Raw genomic sequence first — 17,664 nt, 5'->3', positions numbered from 1 at the left:
AATTATGTCAGAAGGCATCGCAGGCTCGGGTATCGAGCTTGGAATTACCCTCTATTCGCTCACCTCCGAGTTCGCCGCCGGGCTCTACACCCCTGAGACGCTGATCAAAGCTGTTGCAGATGAAGGCCTCGGCCCGGGGGTTGAGTTCAACATCGCGCAGATGCTGCGCACCTACCCCGACGTCGACGATGACTTCGTCCGCCTGTGGCGCGACAGCATGGACCGCTACGGCCTGACCCCCAGCGCAGTGGGCACCAACCTGGACATGGGCCGCCGCAAGGACCGGGACATGACACCCGATGAGGAGTACGACTTCTTCGCCGCGCAGCTGCACACGGCTAACAAGCTTGGTTTCCACCGCGTGGTGATCCGCTCCGCGGGCAAGGAATTGCTCCGCCGGCTGCTTCCCCTGGCCGAGAAGTACGACCAGAAGCTCGGCTACGAAATTCACGCACCGCAGGGCCCGAACGATCCCAAGATCCTGCAGATCCGCGAGATGTACGAGGAACTGGGAAGCGACCGGCTCGGTTTCACCGCAGACTTCAGCTCGACGATGCACAGCCTTTCCCCGACCCTCTTCCGCACGTTGACGCAAATGGGGCTGCCCGAGGAGCACTTCGCCGTCATGCAGGAGATCTGGCGCAAACCGTCGCCCATGCATGAGCGCAACCAGGAGTTCGAGGACTACCTCAGTGCCAACAACTTCGATCCTGCCCGTCTGGGCCCGTTCACCCGGCTGGCATTCAACATGCATGGACTGGTTCCGCCGGAGGAGTGGCTGGATATCATGCCGCAGATCTTCCATGTCCACGCGAAGTTCTACGACATCGACGAACACGGCAATGAACCCGCGATGGACATTCCCCGCATTGTGCGCCAGTTCGTCAAGGGCGGCTACCAGGGCTACCTGTCCAGCGAGTGGGAGGGCCACGCGTTCGCCGACCTGGGCGAATCCGATCCGATCGACCTCGTCAAGAAGCAGCACACGCTGATGCGGCATGCCATCGAAGAGGCCGTTGATCCAAATGCACCCGACTCCCACGCGACCCTGGTCGAGACAGTTAAGTAAGGAAAGTCATGGCAACTCACAATTCCCTGTTCCAGGATACCGACGTCCGCAGGCACCCCGAGGGGATTGCCGTGTCGGTGCAGCTGCCCTGGTACCGCAGCCTCTGGCTGTCCGCCGTTGACGACGTCGTTGCAACCGTCAACGGTGTGGAGATTCCCAAAGAGTCCCTCCGCTTCGAACTGCAGGAAAAGTCCTACTCCATAGCTGAACTCCCGGAGCAATGGGAAACCCTGTGGTTCGTCGCAGACAAGCCCGACGTGATCATCCCCCTGGACCGCGTCCCCGACGCCGGCGAGGAGATCGACGTCGAGGTCATCCTCACCCTGCGCCTGCTCTATATGCAGATCGCGCCCCTGCGCTACGTGGGCAACCGTGTCGCGGTTGACCGGAAAGTGGTGCTCGCATGAAAGCCTTGCGCGTAGCCATGATCGGTTATGGCTTCATGGGTGCTGCCCACTCCCAGGGCTGGCGGACGGCGCCGCGGGTATTCGACCTGCCTGCCGAGCCGGAAATGGCGGTTGTTGTCGGCCGCAACACTGAAGCGGTCGCTGCCGCTGCCAGCAAGTGGGGCTGGGCTGAGTCAGCAACAGACTGGCGGGACGTGATCGCCCGGGACGATATCGACGTCGTCGATATCGTCACCCCCGGCGACTCCCACGCCGAAATCGCGATCGCCGCGCTGGAAGCCGGGAAGCACGTTTTGTGCGAAAAACCACTCGCCAACACCGTGGCGGAAGCCGAAGCGATGGCCGAAGCTGCCGAACGGGCGGCTGCCCGGGGCATCCAGGCAATGGTCGGTTTCACCTACCGCCGCGTTCCGGCCGTCACCTTCCTCCGCAACCTCATCGCCGAAGGCGCCGTCGGCACGATCAACCAGGTGCGTGCCTCCTACCGGCAGGACTGGCTGGTGGACCCGGAGATGCCGCTGGCGTGGCGCCTGCAGAAGGAACACGCCGGCTCGGGGGCTCTGGGGGATATCGGTGCCCACGCCATCGACCTGGCCCAGTTCGTCACCGGCTTGAACCTGGAGAAGGTGTCCGGCGTTATCGACACCATCGTGAAGGAACGGCCGCTCCTGGATTCAGGCTCCGGGCTCTCCGGCGCTGCCAGTGTCGGCTCCGGCCAGGTGACGGTGGACGATATCGCCATCTTCACGGGCCGCTTCGAATCCGGCGCGCTGGCGTCGTTCGAGGCCACCCGGTTTGCCACCGGCCGGAAGAACGCGCTGCAGATTGAGGTTTCCGGGGACAAGGGCGCCCTGGCCTTCGACCTGGAGGACCTCAACAGCGTCCAGTTCTACGACCGTACGGCACCTGCGGATCGCCAGGGCTTCCGGAAAGTCCTGGTCACGGAAGCGGAGCATCCCTACGTTTCGGCGTGGTGGCCGGCAGGCCACATGCTCGGCTACGAGCACGGGTTCTCCCACCAGGTCAAGGACCTCGTGGAGGGCATCGTGGGCGGCACCGTCCCGCATCCGTCGTTCGCTGACGGGCTGAGGGTGCAGCGGGTGCTCGACGCTGTCGAGCGCAGTTCCGAAAATGATTCCGCCTGGACACGCGTCGCTGCCGGCGTTCCCGTGCCGGCCAGTTGAGGAGGGGAAGTACGTGGCACGACCAATTACCTTGTTCACCGGTCAGTGGGCCGACCTGCCGTTCGAGGAGGTGGCCCGGCTCGCCGGCGAGTGGGGCTACGACGGGCTGGAGATCGCCTGCTGGGGTGACCACCTGGACCCCTGGCGCTGGGACGACGACGCCTATGTGCAGGGCAAGCTGGACATTCTTGAACGCCACGGCCTCAAAGTGTGGACCATCTCCAACCACCTCAAGGGCCAGGCCGTCTGCGACGACCCGATCGACGAACGGCACCGCGGCATCCTGCCGGACGTCGTATGGGGCGACGGCGATCCTGAAGGGGTCCGCCGTCGTGCCGCCGAGGAACTGAAGAACACTGCACGGCTCGCCGCAAAGCTGGGCGTGAAAACGGTGACCGGCTTTACGGGATCGTCCATCTGGAAGTACGTGGCGATGTTCCCTCCCGCCTCCGAAAAGATGGTCGACGCCGGCTACCAGGATTTTGCCGACCGGTGGAACCCCATCCTCGATGTCTTTGACGAGGTGGGCGTCCGGTTCGCCCATGAGGTGCATCCATCAGAGATCGCTTACGACTACTGGACAACGCAGCGCGCCCTCGAGGCGATCGGGCACCGCGAGGCCTTTGGCCTGAACTGGGACCCGAGCCACATGGTGTGGCAGGACATCGACCCTGTGGGGTTCCTGTGGGACTTCAAGGACCGGATCTACCATGTGCACTGCAAGGACACGAAGGAGCGCCTGTCCAACGGGCGCAACGGCCGGCTCTCCTCCCATTTGGCCTGGGCTGATCCGCGCCGCGGCTGGGACTTCATCTCCACCGGCCACGGTGACGTGCCGTGGGAGGATGCGTTCCGGATGTTGAATTCCATCGGCTACCGCGGCCCGCTGTCCGTGGAGTGGGAGGACGCCGGCATGGACCGCCTGGACGGTGCCCCCGAGGCGTTGGCTTTTGTGCGAAGGCTTTCCAGCTATGAACCCTCGGCAGCGGCTTTCGACGCCGCTTTCAGCACGACGTAATTCGCATACAAGTGAGGCCGGCCCCGCGGGGCCGGCCTTTCCTGTGCCATGAGCTTCTTGTATCCGGTCAGAGGGCAGCGCGGGCCGCTGGTGCCGGCTCCACGAATGCTGGCTCTGCGAGGGCTGCTCCCGCCAGGGCCAGGTGGCTCCGCGTCATCTCCGTTGGGTCGTCCTGCAGCCACTCGTGGCCGCCCCATTCGCTGGTCAGCGTGCCCGTGAAGCCGGTCCCGCGCAGCAGGCTGCCGAGGTCATGCAGCGGCTGGGAAACCCGGCCGCCGTCGTCGTCCAGGTCCCAGAATTTCAGGTGGAAGGCGCCCACCAGGGGGAGGATGCCCTGCAGGTCTGCGGCGTCACTGCGGCCGAACCGGATGAGCAGGTTCATAAAGAGGGTGTGGATGCGCGGCGGAACCTTCCCTGCGCGGAGCAGGGCGGTGACGGCATCGAGGGTGGCGGGATCGCGCCAGTCATTCTCCAGGCGCGCCAGAAGATCGGAAGAAACGCCGCCCTGCCGCAACTCATGAAGGTAGGTGACCGGAAGGGCCGGCATGAGCATGCTGATGTCAACGAGTACCCGCACGTGCTCATCTGCCAGCCCGGCTATAGCATCCAGGGCTGGTGCCACCGAAGGGTTGTTTGGAGTCTGCTGCCCTTGGATTTCTTCGTACAGCACCAGATCGAGTTCATGCAGCAGCGGCTGCAGCAGCGTGAGCAGTTCCGTGCCCGCCTGTCCGATCGGTAACCGGATCCCGCGGGCGCCCACCCGGCGGGCGGCGCTGAGTTGGGGGACCAGGAAGTCCAGACGCTCCTGCAGCGAGCGGCGGTCGGTTGGGGACGTGAAGTCGTCGAGGCTGGCGCCAACGATGCTGACGCGTCCCCCTCTTGCCGCCAGCGAATCCCGCAGTTCGTCTACCTCGGCGTCCTGCGTAGCGGGGAAGGACCGCCACAGCAGCCCAGGTTCGAGTTCTATTGTCTTCGTCACGGAATCCGCGATGCCAATCACAACGTCCGCGGCTGTCCGCCGGGCTGCCGTGATCTCCGGAGTCCAGTTGAACGAGCTGGCGCAGAGGGTCCAGTTGTCAGGAAGTGCGGGGGCCATGTGACGCCTTCCCAATTACGCTTGTTAATGACAAACTTATGTCACTTTTAGGATAAAGGATGGAAGCCATGTTGCAAACCGCTTTGCGCGAAGATGCGCTGACGGCCACGCCGGAAGGCTTTGAACTCCGGCTCGGCCTGTCATGGATCCGCTCAATGCCCCTTTCCAGCGTAGCTGAGCTCGCAGTTGAGGTCGACGGCATCCCGGTGGCACCAGGGGATTTGGCGGTGGTGCTGGGGGCCCGGCGCGTGCGTGCGGACGCATTGCAGGCGGAGTCCGGGTGGTGGTTCGTGCAGGACAGGCTGGTCTTGGCCGGCCGGCGCAAGCTTTCCCGCGGGGTGCACGCCATCGCCGTCGACTTCCAGCTGCTGGTGCCCTACCTTCAGACGCATCCCGGTTCGCCGCTGGTCCTGCCGTTCCATCTGGAGGCCCGGCTGGAGCTTGACCGGGCACCGGTGCCCAGCGTCTCCCGCGACGTGGCCTGAGCGGCTATGCCCAGGCCGCGCAGTGGACCCTAGGCGGGAACAGCGGCCCGTTCCGGTGAGGGCCTGCCGTCAGCAAACCAGCGCGGGAAGGTGACATCGAACAGCTGCTCGCGCGCCAGCTCAGCTCCTCCGCGCAGGGGCTCGCGCTCATCGTTGACGGACAAGGTGATGGTGAGGTCGCGGGTGGCGAGCGGCAGGGACAGTTCGTAGACCCGCTGGCGCACTTCGGCCAGGAATACTTCGCCGGCCGATCCCATGGCCCCGCCGATGACGATGATTCCGGGGTTGAACATGTTCACTAGGGCTGCAATAGTCTCACCCGCTACCCGGGCCGACTTTTGAATCAGTGTGATGGCCAGCGGGTCCCCGGCCTGGGCCGCGAGGGTGATCTCCTCGAGGGTCAGTGTCCCCTTTTTTACCAGCGGAGCCAGGGAGCTCTGGGTGCCTTCCGTGACAGCCTGTTCCGCGTCCCTGACCAGGGCCCAACCGCTGGCCACCGCTTCGAGACAGCCGATCTTGCCGCAGCGGCATTGGGCATGGGAGTCGGAAACCCGGACATGGCCGATGTCGCCGGCCGCGCCGTTGGCACCGCGGTGGATCCTGCCCTGGGACAGCAGCCCGGCACCGATGCCCGAACCGATCTTGCAATAGATGAGGTTCGCAAGGGATTCGCGACGCCGGGCGCGCTCACCAAGGGCAAGCAGGTTGACGTCGTTATCCACCCACACCGGTGCGTTAAAGCGGTCCTCGAAGGGTGTGCGGACATCGAATCCATTCCACCCGGGCATGATCGGAGGTGCCACCGGTTGTCCCGTGGCGAAGTCAACCGGGCCGGGGAGGCCCACCACGACACCCCAGACGGGCACTTCGTGATCCTTTTTCAGCACGTCGTCAACGAGGGCCATCACTGCGTCAATGGTCTTCTCGGGGCCCTGGGCGATATCCCAGGTGCGGTGCGTGTGTTCCAGGATGTCGCCGTCAAGGGCAGTGACGCCAACCCTTATATGAGCGGCTCCGAGGGCACATATGACGATCCGTCCCTGCTCCGCGCGGAAGCGAAGGGTCCGGGGCGCGCGGCCACCGGAGGAGGCGCCGAATTCTCCATCCCCGAGAAAGCCGATCTCAATGGCCTGGTCCACACGCTGGCTGACAACGCCCCTGCCCAGCCCAGTGACCTTGCCGATTTCAGGGCGCGTTGTGGCCTCGCCCGTTCGCACCAGGTTGACGATCCTCAGCAGGCTCGTCACTTCATCCGTTTGTGCTCCAAAGCGGAGTGTGGACTCTGTCGTCATGATCACAATTCTCACACATAGGAGGGGACTAAGGTGGGGTTGAACGCGACTATAGCCGGATATTTCCGTACTTATGAATAATAAGGACAAAAGAGGGGGAGGCGACGATGCCTTGGAATATAGGAGTTCTTGGAGCCGGGCCGGGCGTCGCGGCCCTGCATCTGCCGGTGCTGGGGCGGCTGGCGGAGCTGTTCAAGGTGGTGCACATTGCCGATGCGGGAAGCGGGCGCGCCCAGGGCCTGGCCGAAAGGCTTGATGCCCGGTGGTCGGTGGGGGAGGCAGACCTGCTTGCGGACCCGGCTGTCCAGGTGGTGGCCATCTGCAGCCCGCCCGCTGAACACGCCCGCCAAATCCTGGCGGCTGTAGCCGCGGGGAAGCCAGCCATCTTTTGCGAGAAGCCGTTGGCCACCAGCAGGGAAGAAGCCGATGAAGTCATCTCTGCCTGCCGGGTCGCGGGAACGGTTCTTCTGGTGGGGACGAACCACCTGTTTGACGCCGCGTGGGGGCGGGCGAAGCATCATCTCGTGGCCCTCGGGGGCCGGGTGCAGGCGGTCTCCGTGACGCTGGCACTCCCACCGAATGAGAGGTACCACCGGCTGGTCGCCGAGGGTGGTCCTTTACAGGCAGCCCGGCGGGGACGTCTGGACCTCGGCAGTCCTGCAATTGCGGCCGGAGTCCTGCGGCAGTTGCTGACCGGTCTTGCGATCCATGATCTTCCGGCCGTGAGGGACATCGCGCCAGGCGTCGATGAGGTTGTCTACGCGCGGGTCGCTCCGCCGATCGGCTACCTTGTGGGGTACCGGGCCGGCGGAGTCATGGTCCAGTTGGCGCTTGCCATGCTTCCGGAGGGGCCAGACGCCCTCTGGAGGATGGGTATCGCCACCTCCCACGACCGCATCGAGGTGAATTTCCCGCCCGCCTTTGTCCATGCCGGAAGCGCGGCCGCCCGGGTGCGGAGCGCGGACGGGCAGTGGACGGAGTACCGGCGGGATCCGGAAGACGGGTATGTGGCCGAGTGGCGCCTGCTTGCGTCACTCCTTGAAGGCGGGGCTCCTGTGGAGTACGACGAACTGCTGGCTGACTCGCACTTTGCAATCGACCTGGCCGAGGCTGCCGCAGCGAAAGTTCTTGAAGGGGTGTCGCAATGAGTTCAGCAGATCTAGGGTTCGGCATCTTCACGGCGTTACCCTCCTATGTCGCCGCCGTCGCCGAGCTTTCCGTCAGCGCTGCGCTCACCGATGACATCAGTGGGGCGGTGGCTGTGGTGCCTGGATCCGGCGATTGGTGGCAGGGCATGCTGGCCGCCCGGGCCGGGGGAGCGGCAGCAGTGGTGATTGCGGACCCTGCTGTGCTCCCGCAGGAGGCGCTTGAATCACGCCCCTGGCCAGCTGACATCCCGGTCATCGTTGACCGTCCCCGGCTGCGCCCGGATGTGGTTGCCGATGCCCTCCGGGCCAGACGAGGCGGCCCGGCCCGGATCGTCACCGTCGAGTGTGCCGCCCCCGCGGCAGGTCTTGAAGCGGTAATCCGCGACGGCTTGGGCTGGGCGCGGTCCCTGGTCCGGGGCCCGTTGACGCTCCAGGTGTGCAGTGCCACGGCGGAAGCCAGGATTGCTCTGCTGGACTCAGGGGGATCCGCGGGCGGGGCAATACCGGTCACCCTTGGGGTGGCGGCCGCAGCGGGCCTTCACGCCGACGGCCTGCTCCAGGTGCTGGCCCTCGGCGAGGTGCGAACTGAAGTCACCGTGGACCGGCAGGCCGGGCTGACGAGGCTGGAGACGTCCACCGAGGACGGGACACTGAGGGCTCCGGAGCGCTATGAATCATCAGCCCGTCTGGCGCTGCGCCGGGCCATCGAGGCGCAGTCTTCGGGTCAGCCCGGAACGGAACTGGATGAGCTGCTCGAGGACATGTCCCTCACGCGCGCAGTGCTTGCTACATAAAGGGGCGCCCGCCACCGGCGTCTAATTCACGCATTCTTTTGTTGCTTTTCAACTAAAGTCGGGTAACATGAGTAACGGCGCCGGGGTTCCTTCCGAACCCGTTCTCCGTCGTGATGGTGCGCCGGAGGCACAATACGTCGCGTCGACGGCCCGATCGTTCGGGTAGATCACTATGCCACTTTCACCTTTGAGACTCCGTCTCCTTGTTATCTCCTTGCTCACGGTTTCCTTCCTCGGGGCCCTGGACCACACCGTGGTGTCGACATCCCTGGCCACGGTTGCGGGTGAGCTGGGCGCGCTGAAGCTCATGAGCTGGGTTGTTGTGGGATACACCCTCGCGAGCACAGTGCTGCTGCCGGTGCTCGGCAAACTAGGTGATGTCCTGGGAGCCCGCCGGATCTTCCTCGGTTCGCTGGTGATGTTCCTGGCGGCCTCCCTGGCCTGCGGCTTCTCGCAGGACATGGCATGGCTTATCGCCGCACGCGTCCTGCAGGGGATGAGCTCCGCAGGCCTGCAGCTGATGTCGCAGACCATCATCGCCAGGGTCACCTCGCAGCGGGAACGTCCGCGCTACATGGCCATCATTGGCGCAGCTTTCCCCATCGCGGTCCTGGTTGGCCCCGTTCTCGGCGGCGCCATCACCGATTACTGGGGATGGCAGTGGGTTTTCTGGATCAACATCCCGGTGGGCGCTGCAGCCCTGGCCCTTGCCTTGGTTGCCGTTCCCCACCTGGAGCCTGGCCCCATGCCCCGCCACTTCGATGTTGCCGGGGCGGCTGTATTTACCGCTGCACTGGTGGCCCTTGTCCTCGCCGCCACCTGGGCCGCAGAACGCAGCGCGGGCCCCGCCACCGCTGCCGCGCTCGCGGTCAGCATGCTGGGCTTTGTTGCCTTCTACTTTGTTGAGCGCCGCGCACCCGAACCCATCGTCCCGCTGCAGCTCTTCGCCAACCGGACCATCGCTGCAGGCACCGCACTCTCGGCGATTATCGGCGTGGGCCTCTTCTCCATCACCGCCTATTTGCCCACGTACTTCCAGATGGCGTACCAGACCACCGCCACCGTGTCCGGGCTCGTACCGATCGCAACCGTGTTCGGCATGCTGACCAGCAACCTGCTGACCGGATGGCTGGCCAGCAGGACGGGGCGGTACCGGATCTTCCCCATCCTGGGAACATCGTTGGGGGCCGCCGGACTATTTGTGATGGCGGTGCTGCCCGCCGGGCTTCCGCTGTGGGTTCCCATGATCGTTATGGCCGTTGTTGGGATGGGCACCGGCGCGTTCATGAGCCTGATCGTCACTGTGGTCCAGGGAGCTGCTCCGGCCAGCCAGACCGGCACCATCACCGCGACGATCAACCTGGTGCGGCAGGTGGGATCAACAGTGGCGACGGCGATTATCGGCGGGGTGATCGGCTTCGGCGTGGCGGCCCTTTTGCCGGCGGGCCTGGACGCTTCCACCCTGACCCCGCAACTGGTCCAAGGGGCTGCTCCGGCAGTCCAGGCCAGCGTGGCTCAGATCTACGGCTCAGTCTTCACACCCATCTTTATTGCCTTGGCGGCCACGTACGCCGTGGGAATAGTCGCGGCGGTCCTGCTTCCGCACGGGCGCCTCTCTGACGAAACCGTTCCCGCCCCCCAAACAACTTCCGAATCCCTTTCGGCCTGATTTCAAAGGAGACATCATGTCCAACCCAACCATCGCCATCGTCGGCAGCGGGCCCATCGGCTCCACCTATGCGCGGGTGCTCCTCGAGCAGGTCCCGAACGCGCGGGTGGTGATGTTCGAAGCCGGACCGCAGGTGACGGAGGTTCCCGGCGAAAGCGTCCGCAACATTGCCGACCCTGGCGAAAAGGCCCGTGCGCGCGAAATGTCGCAGGGGCCGCAGGCCGGCGCCTACCGTGAGTCGCTCGGCATCCCGGCAGCCACAGTCACCGAGGGAACGTTCACCGCCCGCCAGGGCACCCACCTTCTCGACTTCGGCGGCGCGGGCTCCGCCCACGCCTCGAGTTTTCCCGCGGCGGCTGCGGCCACCAACGTCGGCGGCCAGGGTGCGCACTGGACCTGCGCGACGCCGTCGCCCGCCTTCAGTGAAAAAATCCCCTTCATAGCGGACGACGAATGGGACGGGCTGATTGAGGACGCGAAGCAGCTGCTTCACGTCCACAGCGCAGCGTTTGCCGACTCCGCCGTTGGTGAGGCCATTCGGACCCTCCTCGATGAAGAGTTCGGCGCGGAGCTGCCGGATGGGTACGGCGTGGGCACCCTTCCGGTTGCCGGGGACCCGCAAGCGGACGGCTCCGTGCGCTGGGCGGGCGCCGACGTCGTCCTCGGCCCGCTCGTCGACAAGGACAGCCCGCTCTCGAAGCAGTTCGAACTCCGTGACCTCACCCTGGTCCGCCGCGTGGAACTGGACGGACACCGGGTCACCGGTGTCACCGTCGAGGACCTCCGCACCGGGGAGAAGTCATTCGTGGCAGCGGACATCGTGGTGGTGGCCGCCGATGCCTTCCGCTCCCCGCAGCTCCTCTGGGCATCCGGTGTGCGGCCGCAGGCCCTCGGCCACTACCTGACCGAGCATCCCGTGGTCATCTCCACGGTGGCGCTGGACGCCGAAAGGATGGGGCGGTACGCCACCGAAGGGGACCTTAAGGCCGAGCTGGCCCGGCGCGCACTGAACCCGGCAGACGCCGTCGCGGCGGTCAACCGCATCCCGTTCTCAGAGCCGGAACACCCCTTCTCCGTCCAGGTGATGTACACCGAGACCACGCCGTTCCCGATGGAGCCGGGAACCCCGTACTCCGAGAACCGCTGGGGCTACGTCAACATGGGCTACGGCATGCGCAAGCACCCGCGCTACGAGGATGCCGTCACGTTCGACGACAATGAGCCGGACTACCGGGGATTCCCCAACATGACCATCGAGTACGCCCTCACAGAACGGGAAGACGCGGAAATCGCCGAGGCAACCGAGCGGCTGCGGCGTGCCGGCAAGGCCCTTGGCGCCTTCGTTGCCGAGCCCCGGCTCATGCCGAACGGCTCGAGCCTGCACTACCAGGGCACCATGCGCATGGGTGAAACCGACGACGGCGCCTCTGTGGCGGACCCGTGGTCACGCGTGTGGGGCTACAACAACCTGGTGGTGGGCGGAAATGCGCTCATTCCGACGGCAACGGCCATGAATCCCACGCTGATGAGCGTGGCCATCGCCGTTCGCGGCGCCCGGAAGGTTGCCGAGGAGCTTAGTTCGCAGATTGCCTAGGTCAGCTGCTCGTTGGGGCTCAGACGCCCGCCGGCTGTGGCTGGGCTGACGTTGAAGCACGGATAACCTGTGGGTATGAAGAACCTGGACCTCAACCTGCTGCCCCAGCTGCAGGTCCTGTTGGAACTGCGGAACATCTCCCGGGCAGCCGAGAGGCTCCAGCTCAGCCAGCCGGCCACCAGCGCCGCAATGGCCAGGCTCCGGCGCCATTTCGACGACGAACTCCTGGTGCGGAACGGCCGCACCTATGACCTCACGCCCTTCGCACAGTCCCTGGTCCCGCTGGTTGATGAAGCCATGCTTCACATCCAGCGGGCCACGCGCGTGCGGTCCGGCTTCGACGCCGGCACGAGCGAGCGGGAATTCATCATCGCCGCCTCGGACTACGCGGCGGCCCTGATCGTGGGGCCGCTGCGGGGGATCCTGCGCGAGGAGGCCCCCGGAGTGTCGGTGGATTTCGTTCCCACAGCCAAGTCCGGGATCCAGGGCCAGATGGCTGACTACTCAAAAATCGACCTGCTCGTCGGGCCCACGGGGTACCAGATGCAGGGAGCCAGCAAGCAGCTGTTCCGGGACAGCTTTGTTGCTGTGGCTGACACCGGAAATCCCCTGCTCCTGCAGCCCCGGCTCACTGTGGAGGACCTGGCCACTGTTCCCCACGCCGTCGGCTATTTCGGTGAGGGAATCAGCACCCCGGCGGACAAGCTGTTCGAATCGCGAGGTATTCAGCGCCGAGTGGCGGCTGTGGTGGCCGGGTTCCTGTCTCTGCCACTCCTGGTGGAAGGGACAGACCTCGTGGCGCTCGTCCCCGGGATGCTGGCAGCACGGGCCCAACGCGGCGCGGATATTGTTGTGCTGGGGTTCTCCGAAGGCGCTGAAGCGTCCCTCGTGGAAGCGATGTACTGGCACCCGTCCCAGGCGGAGGACCCTGCCAGCGTCTGGCTGCGTTCCGTGGTCCAGCGGGCCTGTTCGCGGCTGCACGAACTTTTCCCCATCACCGCCCACCCGGTAACTATCCACGCGGCAGATACCACCTAGAGCTAAAGCGCCGTTCCCCATCCGGACCATCCCTGCGAGAGTCGAAGAAACGCACTTTCGAAAGGAATCCCCCATGCCTGTCTCCAGCCAGCGCCTGGCCGGCAAGACCGCCGTCATCACCGGAACGGCCAGCGGCCAAGGCAGGGCGGCGGCGCTCGCCTTCGCCGAGGCGGGCGCCGTGGTGGTGGGCTGTGACATGGACGACGACGGCGCCGCGGCCACCGTCCGCCAGGTCGCCGCAGCCGGGGGCCGGATGAGCAGCAGCCGGGTTGACCTCACGGACGAGGCCGCTGTGGCGGCATGGGCGAAGGACGTAGCCGCAAACCACGGCCAGGTCCACATCCTGTATGCCAACGCGGCGGTCACCCGCTTCGCCCCGGTGGAGCAGCTCACGTTTGCCGACTGGAAGTGGAATGTCGAACACGAGATGGATGTGGTGTTCCTGCCGGTCAAATACTTCTGGCCACAACTGATCCGGGTGCAGAACGCCGCCATCGTGCTGGTGGGATCCACGGCAGGAGTTACCGGTTCAATGACTAACGGCCGGCTGGCCCACACCGCCACGAAAGGGGCCGTGGTGGCCATGACCAGGCAGCTCGCGGCCGAAGGGGCTCCGTATGGACTGCGCGTCAATACTGTCAGCCCCGGAATGATCCGCACCGCAGCCACCGAGGGCAACCTCCTGGCCGCCGACCACCCCATGCGGTCCATCGCCGGCAGCATCCCGTTGGGCCGGATCGGCACGCCGGAAGAAGTGGCCAAATGCGCGCTGTTCCTAGCCTCCGACGAAGCGTCCTACGTGACGGGCGCCAACCTGATGGTCGACGGCGGCTGGTCGGCCGTGCTGCCGGGCTAGTTGAAATCGTGCACCGCGTCAGCGCATGGCGTCGGAGACAGACTTTGCTCCGCCGTGGCCTGACTGGCCGCCGTCCACCGGTATCTCGGCACCGGTCACGAAGGACGAGAGCGGGCTGAGGAGGAACAGCACGACGCCGGCCACTTCCTCCACGCTTCCAGTGCGCCCCAGCGGAGTCTCTGCCAGGGTGGCCTGCCTGAATTCCGGCTTAGCGCTCGCCGTCATGGGCGTTTCGATGAAGCCCGGATGGACAGTATTAATGCGGATCCCCCGCGGGCCGAGTTCCATGGCGGYCACCTGCGAGAGTCCCCGCAACGCCCACTTGCTGGCGGTGTAGGCCACCGGATAGTGCGCGGTCAGGCCTGCGACGGAACCGACATTGACGATGGATGCGGCACTGCCCATCAGCGGTGCGAGCGCCTGGATCCCCAGCAGGCTTCCGGCGACATTGACTTCATAGACGCGCTGCAGGTCAGCCACCGAGGCATCCAGCAACCGGCTCCGCTGGGTGATGCCTGCATTGTTGACCAGCCCGTCCACCTGCCACCCATGGGACTCGATCCAGGAAGCGAGTTCGGACCAGCCGGAGGCATCGCTGACGTCCAGCTGCCGGTACACCAGCGCACCGGCCGAAGACGATGACACGGCCAGCTCGGCTGGCATGGTCAGCGCGAGGTCTGTGGCGATGACACGGGCCCCGGCCTCCACCAGCATGCGCGCCTCGGCAGCGCCCTGGCCCTGGCCCGCGCCGGTGACCACCACAGTCCGGCCATCGAGCTGAAGGGAGACCACCCTACGTCCCGGAAGGAACCGTAAAGGCCACCCGGTTGCGCGGACGCTGCCGGGCACGCACGCGGGTCGCGGAGTTACGGCGTTCACCAACCGTGTTCACGATAGTCCCGATGCCTTCCACCGTCATGCGGACCACGTCTCCCGTCTTCAGCGGCGGGGGAGTCTTCGCGCCGTTCCGTCCCCAGAGCTCCGCGAGGCAGCCGCTGCCGCAGGTGCCGGAGCCCAGCACGTCGCCGGGCCGCACCACGGAGTCCTGCGAGGCGTAGGCGACGAGCTCGGCGAACGGCCAGCCCATGTTGGACAGCAGGTCCTGCCCGATGGCTTCCCCGTTGACTTCCACGGCCATGGAGATCGGCAGGAACCCTTCGGCGTCGTGCAGGTCCTCGAACTCATCCGCGGTGACAATCCAGGGTCCCAGCGTGTTGGCGAAGTCCTTGCCCTTGCACGGCCCCAGGCTGACTTTCATCTCCCGGCGCTGCAAGTCCCGCGCCGACCAGTCGTTGAGCACCGTGTAGCCCAAAATGTGCCTGTGCGCCTCAGCTGCGGTCAGGTTCCGGCCGTCGCTTCCGGGGACGCGTCCGACGACGGCGGCGACTTCAGTTTCAAAGTCCAGGTCCTCGCAGCCTGCCGGAATACCAATCACCTCGCCGGTACCGGTCACCGTATGCGGGTTGGTGAAGTAAAAGGTGGGCGCCTCGTACCATTCGGGCACCACGCCGGCCACGCCATCGATGCTCTTCCGCACGCCTTCGACGTGTTCCTCGAACGCGACAAAGTCCCGGATGGTGGTTGGCGCCAGTGGGGCGAGCAGCTGCACGGCGGCCAGCGGAACGGCCGGGCCAGAACCGATGGTCCGGCGGGCAACATCCAGCGTTTCTTCGAGCCCGGCGTCCAAGAGCATCTGGACCGTCTGGCCTGCGGGGAGGGCGTAGCAGTTACCGCTGTCAACGAAGCCGGACTGCGTCCGGCCGTCGTGGTTCCAGCGTGCGATCTTGGCCATGAAATTCTTCCTTAGGCTGTGCGGCGGTCGGCGAGGACTGAAGCGGGCGTAATGCCCAGGGCAGCCGCGTTGCCGGCCAGCACCCTGGCCTCGTCCTCGGCGGAAAGCTGTGACTCGATTACCTCGGCCGCGGGGCGGTCGGAGCCCATGTCGAACGGGTAGTCCGAGCCGAGCAGCACCTGCCCCGGGCCAGCGGCGGCCACGAGCGCCCGCAGTTCAGCCGGGTTGTGGACCAGCGAATCGAAGTACAGCTTCTTCAGATACGACGACGGCGGCTGGGCGCAGCCGTGTGCCTCCGGCCGGACGCGCCAGGCATGGTCGGAGCGCCCGATCGTCGTGGGAAGATACCCGCCGCCATGCGCGGCGAGTACTTTCAGGTCGGGGTGCCGGTCCAGGATCCCGCTAAAGATCAGGTGGGAGAGAGCCACCGCGTTTTCCGCGGGCTGGGAGACGGTGTTGGCGAGGTAGAAGCGGTCCAGTCGTTCGTCCAGCGAGCAGCCGAACGGGTGCAGGAACACCAGGGCACCCAGCTCTTCCGCGCGGCGCCAGAACGGTTCCAGCCTGGCGTCGGAAAGCTCAACCGTGCTGCGCTCCGGGTCTGCGGGGGTGGCGGCGAACGAGCCGATTTCCACGCCTAACAACCCGCACTCCAGCATGGCGTGTTCCAGGGCTTCGACCATCAAGGAAGGGTGCTGCAGCGGCACCAGGCCCAGGCCGTTCAGCCGTTCCGGGGCGCGGTCCACGAACTCCCGCACCGCCTGGTTGGCGGACCTGGCCACCTTCAGGGCCAGCTCTTCCCCGGCGAAATAGTAGTAGTGTGACGGCGACGGCGAGACCAGCTGCACGTCCACACCTTGGGCGTCCATGTCCGCAAGACGGCGGTCCAGGTCCGTCAGCTGCAGCCAGCGCTCCTTGATCATCTTTCCCGAAGCGGCCATCGACTCTGGTCCGTTTCGCCGGACTTCCAGGGCCTGTTGAGCGCCGAACCCCTCGGGATCAGCTTCGGCCACCAATTGCTGCAGGGCCGGAAGCAGGATGTGGGCGTGGACGTCCACCGTAGGTTTTTCAGCGGGGCCGGTGCTCATGCGGGCTCCCTAACCAAGCTGGAGACTGAATGCATGAGGCCCGGCACGTTGGCGTCCCGGACGCCGTCGAGCATCCACTGGCCCAGCTGGACGGAGGCGTCCACCACTGCTTTTGCCCGGTCCAGGCGGCGGTCGGTGAACTCTTTCCAGAGTGTCTCGGTAATGTCGTCGGCGCCGATCAGGAGATCGGCCAGCACGGCTGCGTCTTCCATTGCCATGGCAGCACCTTGCGCAATGGTTGGCGGGCAGCTGTGGGCGGCGTCGCCGATGATGATCGTGCGGCCGCGGTTCCACGGCCCGTCAACCAGGTGGGTCGTGAACCACGTGTAGTTGATACGGGCGCTCTGGTCCAGGTTGGCGCGGATCTCGTTCCACGGGCCGCCGTAGGCGGCGGCGAGTTCGGCCATAATGCGGGGGCCGTCCTCGTGCTTGCGCTCCTGCGCCCTTTCCACGAGGTAGGCATAGATGGTGTCAGGGCCGGTGGGGCAGTAACCGGCAATAAAGCAAGGCCCGCCGTACGTCAGGTCGGTGCGGACCACGTCCTGCGGCCGTTCCACGAACGCGCGCCAGATGCCCATGCCCGTGGACCGGGGTTCACTATCGATGCCGATGGCCTTGCGGACAGCTGAGTGCAGGCCGTCGGCGCCGACCAGGAGGTCGTAGCGGGCGGTGCCGCCGTCGGCGGTGCTCACGGTGACGGAACCGCCGTCGTCCGTTATTTCGGTGACCGTCTTGCCGTAGCTGATCCGTGCGCCTGCCTGCGCGGCACGCTCGCGGAGGATGGCGGTGAGGTCGGGGCGGTACATGCCCAGGGTGGCCGGGAGGTCATCGCCGCCGGTCCGCATGTCATCCAACACGGCGATGACGGTGCCGGCGGGGTCCGGGGCGCGCAGGCCGAGGGTGCTGAACGCGTAGCCCTTCGCCTCGATTTGCTCCCAGACGCCTAGCTGGCGGAGGACCCGTAGGGCGTTCCCCTGCAATGTGATTCCAGAGCCAAGGGTTTGCGGGGCATCGGCCTTCTCGAGGATTTCAACCTGGATTCCGGCGTCGGCCAGCAGGATGGCGGCGGTCAGTCCCGCGGCTCCCGCCCCGACGATTCCGACGTTCTGTACTGCTGCCATCGCTGACTCCTTTGTA

Annotated in this window: 17 protein-coding genes; 11 read left to right on the top strand and 6 right to left on the bottom strand. The window is 65.8% G+C overall.

The genetic code is table 11. From position 1 onward, the window contains the following. The first annotated feature begins 4 nt into the window (after nucleotides 1–4). Genes AC1DR1_RS05285 through AC1DR1_RS05270 form a run of 4 tightly spaced genes read left to right on the top strand, consistent with a single transcriptional unit; the run spans nucleotide 5 to nucleotide 3,678 of the window. Nucleotides 5–1,069: a sugar phosphate isomerase/epimerase family protein gene (locus AC1DR1_RS05285; RefSeq protein WP_229992072.1), complete on the top strand. Its 1,065-nt coding sequence runs from the start codon at nucleotides 5–7 to the stop codon at nucleotides 1,067–1,069. 8 nt (nucleotides 1,070–1,077) lie between these two features. Further along, a complete protein-coding gene (locus AC1DR1_RS05280; RefSeq protein ID WP_476992275.1) occupies nucleotides 1,078–1,476 on the top strand; it encodes a C-glycoside deglycosidase beta subunit domain-containing protein in 399 nt (132 codons plus the stop codon). Then, complete coding sequence (locus AC1DR1_RS05275) at nucleotides 1,473–2,660, top strand: Gfo/Idh/MocA family protein (protein WP_476992274.1); 1,188 nt, start codon at nucleotides 1,473–1,475, stop codon at nucleotides 2,658–2,660. The genes AC1DR1_RS05280 and AC1DR1_RS05275 overlap by 4 nt, the downstream gene beginning before the upstream one ends. Nucleotides 2,661–2,673: 13 nt before the next feature. After that, nucleotides 2,674–3,678 carry a sugar phosphate isomerase/epimerase family protein gene (locus tag AC1DR1_RS05270; RefSeq protein ID WP_476992273.1) on the top strand — a complete coding sequence of 335 codons (1,005 nt, stop codon included), beginning with the start codon at nucleotides 2,674–2,676 and terminating at the stop codon, nucleotides 3,676–3,678. A gap of 67 nt (nucleotides 3,679–3,745) precedes the next feature. Here AC1DR1_RS05270 and AC1DR1_RS05265 read toward each other — a convergent pair whose 3' ends face one another. Beyond that, a complete protein-coding gene (locus tag AC1DR1_RS05265) occupies nucleotides 3,746–4,774 on the bottom strand; it encodes a restriction endonuclease subunit R (RefSeq protein ID WP_476992272.1) in 1,029 nt (342 codons plus the stop codon). Between the two features lie 68 nt (nucleotides 4,775–4,842). Here AC1DR1_RS05265 and AC1DR1_RS05260 point away from each other — a divergent pair, with 68 nt between their 5' ends. After that, entirely contained in the window at nucleotides 4,843–5,259 is a 417-nt protein-coding gene (locus tag AC1DR1_RS05260; RefSeq protein ID WP_229992067.1) for a C-glycoside deglycosidase beta subunit domain-containing protein, read from the top strand. 29 nt (nucleotides 5,260–5,288) lie between these two features. On the opposite strand, the gene AC1DR1_RS05255 is transcribed toward AC1DR1_RS05260, so the two are convergent. Next, nucleotides 5,289–6,551: an ROK family protein gene (locus AC1DR1_RS05255; RefSeq protein ID WP_229992066.1), complete on the bottom strand. Its 1,263-nt coding sequence runs from the start codon at nucleotides 6,549–6,551 to the stop codon at nucleotides 5,289–5,291. A 107-nt stretch (nucleotides 6,552–6,658) separates the two neighbouring features. Between AC1DR1_RS05255 and AC1DR1_RS05250 the strand changes: the two genes are divergently transcribed. The 6 genes from AC1DR1_RS05250 to AC1DR1_RS05225 all read left to right on the top strand — a co-directional run bounded on the left by AC1DR1_RS05250 (nucleotide 6,659) and on the right by AC1DR1_RS05225 (nucleotide 13,650). Next, nucleotides 6,659–7,699 carry a Gfo/Idh/MocA family protein gene (locus AC1DR1_RS05250; RefSeq protein ID WP_476992271.1) on the top strand — a complete coding sequence of 347 codons (1,041 nt, stop codon included), beginning with the start codon at nucleotides 6,659–6,661 and terminating at the stop codon, nucleotides 7,697–7,699. After that, complete coding sequence (locus AC1DR1_RS05245) at nucleotides 7,696–8,493, top strand: hypothetical protein (RefSeq protein WP_476992270.1); 798 nt, start codon at nucleotides 7,696–7,698, stop codon at nucleotides 8,491–8,493. Before AC1DR1_RS05250 ends, AC1DR1_RS05245 begins: the two co-directional genes overlap by 4 nt. Nucleotides 8,494–8,707: 214 nt before the next feature. After that, on the top strand, nucleotides 8,708–10,162 hold the full coding sequence (locus AC1DR1_RS05240; RefSeq protein ID WP_476992269.1) for an MFS transporter: 1,455 nt from the start codon (nucleotides 8,708–8,710) through the stop codon (nucleotides 10,160–10,162). Nucleotides 10,163–10,178: 16 nt separating this feature from the next. Next, nucleotides 10,179–11,756 carry a GMC oxidoreductase gene (locus AC1DR1_RS05235; RefSeq protein ID WP_476992268.1) on the top strand — a complete coding sequence of 526 codons (1,578 nt, stop codon included), beginning with the start codon at nucleotides 10,179–10,181 and terminating at the stop codon, nucleotides 11,754–11,756. Nucleotides 11,757–11,831: 75 nt separating this feature from the next. Next, nucleotides 11,832–12,794, top strand: a complete 963-nt coding sequence (locus tag AC1DR1_RS05230) for a LysR family transcriptional regulator (RefSeq protein ID WP_229992061.1) — start codon at nucleotides 11,832–11,834, stop codon at nucleotides 12,792–12,794. 73 nt (nucleotides 12,795–12,867) lie between these two features. Next, the gene (locus AC1DR1_RS05225) at nucleotides 12,868–13,650 is read left to right on the top strand and encodes an SDR family NAD(P)-dependent oxidoreductase (RefSeq protein ID WP_476992267.1); all 783 of its coding nucleotides are present in this window, start codon (nucleotides 12,868–12,870) and stop codon (nucleotides 13,648–13,650) included. A gap of 18 nt (nucleotides 13,651–13,668) precedes the next feature. On the opposite strand, the gene AC1DR1_RS05220 is transcribed toward AC1DR1_RS05225, so the two are convergent. Genes AC1DR1_RS05220 through AC1DR1_RS05205 form a run of 4 tightly spaced genes read right to left on the bottom strand, consistent with a single transcriptional unit; the run spans nucleotide 13,669 to nucleotide 17,648 of the window. Next, nucleotides 13,669–14,442, bottom strand: coding sequence for an SDR family NAD(P)-dependent oxidoreductase (locus AC1DR1_RS05220; RefSeq protein WP_476992266.1), 774 nt, complete (start codon nucleotides 14,440–14,442; stop codon nucleotides 13,669–13,671). Nucleotide 14,443: 1 nt separating this feature from the next. Continuing rightward, entirely contained in the window at nucleotides 14,444–15,442 is a 999-nt protein-coding gene (locus tag AC1DR1_RS05215; protein WP_229992058.1) for a fumarylacetoacetate hydrolase family protein, read from the bottom strand. Between the two features lie 11 nt (nucleotides 15,443–15,453). Beyond that, nucleotides 15,454–16,527: an amidohydrolase family protein gene (locus tag AC1DR1_RS05210; RefSeq protein ID WP_229992057.1), complete on the bottom strand. Its 1,074-nt coding sequence runs from the start codon at nucleotides 16,525–16,527 to the stop codon at nucleotides 15,454–15,456. Continuing rightward, the gene (locus AC1DR1_RS05205; protein ID WP_229992056.1) at nucleotides 16,524–17,648 is read right to left on the bottom strand and encodes an FAD-dependent monooxygenase; all 1,125 of its coding nucleotides are present in this window, start codon (nucleotides 17,646–17,648) and stop codon (nucleotides 16,524–16,526) included. Before AC1DR1_RS05205 ends, AC1DR1_RS05210 begins: the two co-directional genes overlap by 4 nt. Nucleotides 17,649–17,664 lie beyond the last annotated feature (16 nt).

This window comes from Arthrobacter sp. P4_F10, assembly GCF_056401435.1.
The sequence above is the reverse complement of the archived record's forward strand: the minus strand, read 5'-3'. Positions and strand labels throughout refer to the sequence as shown.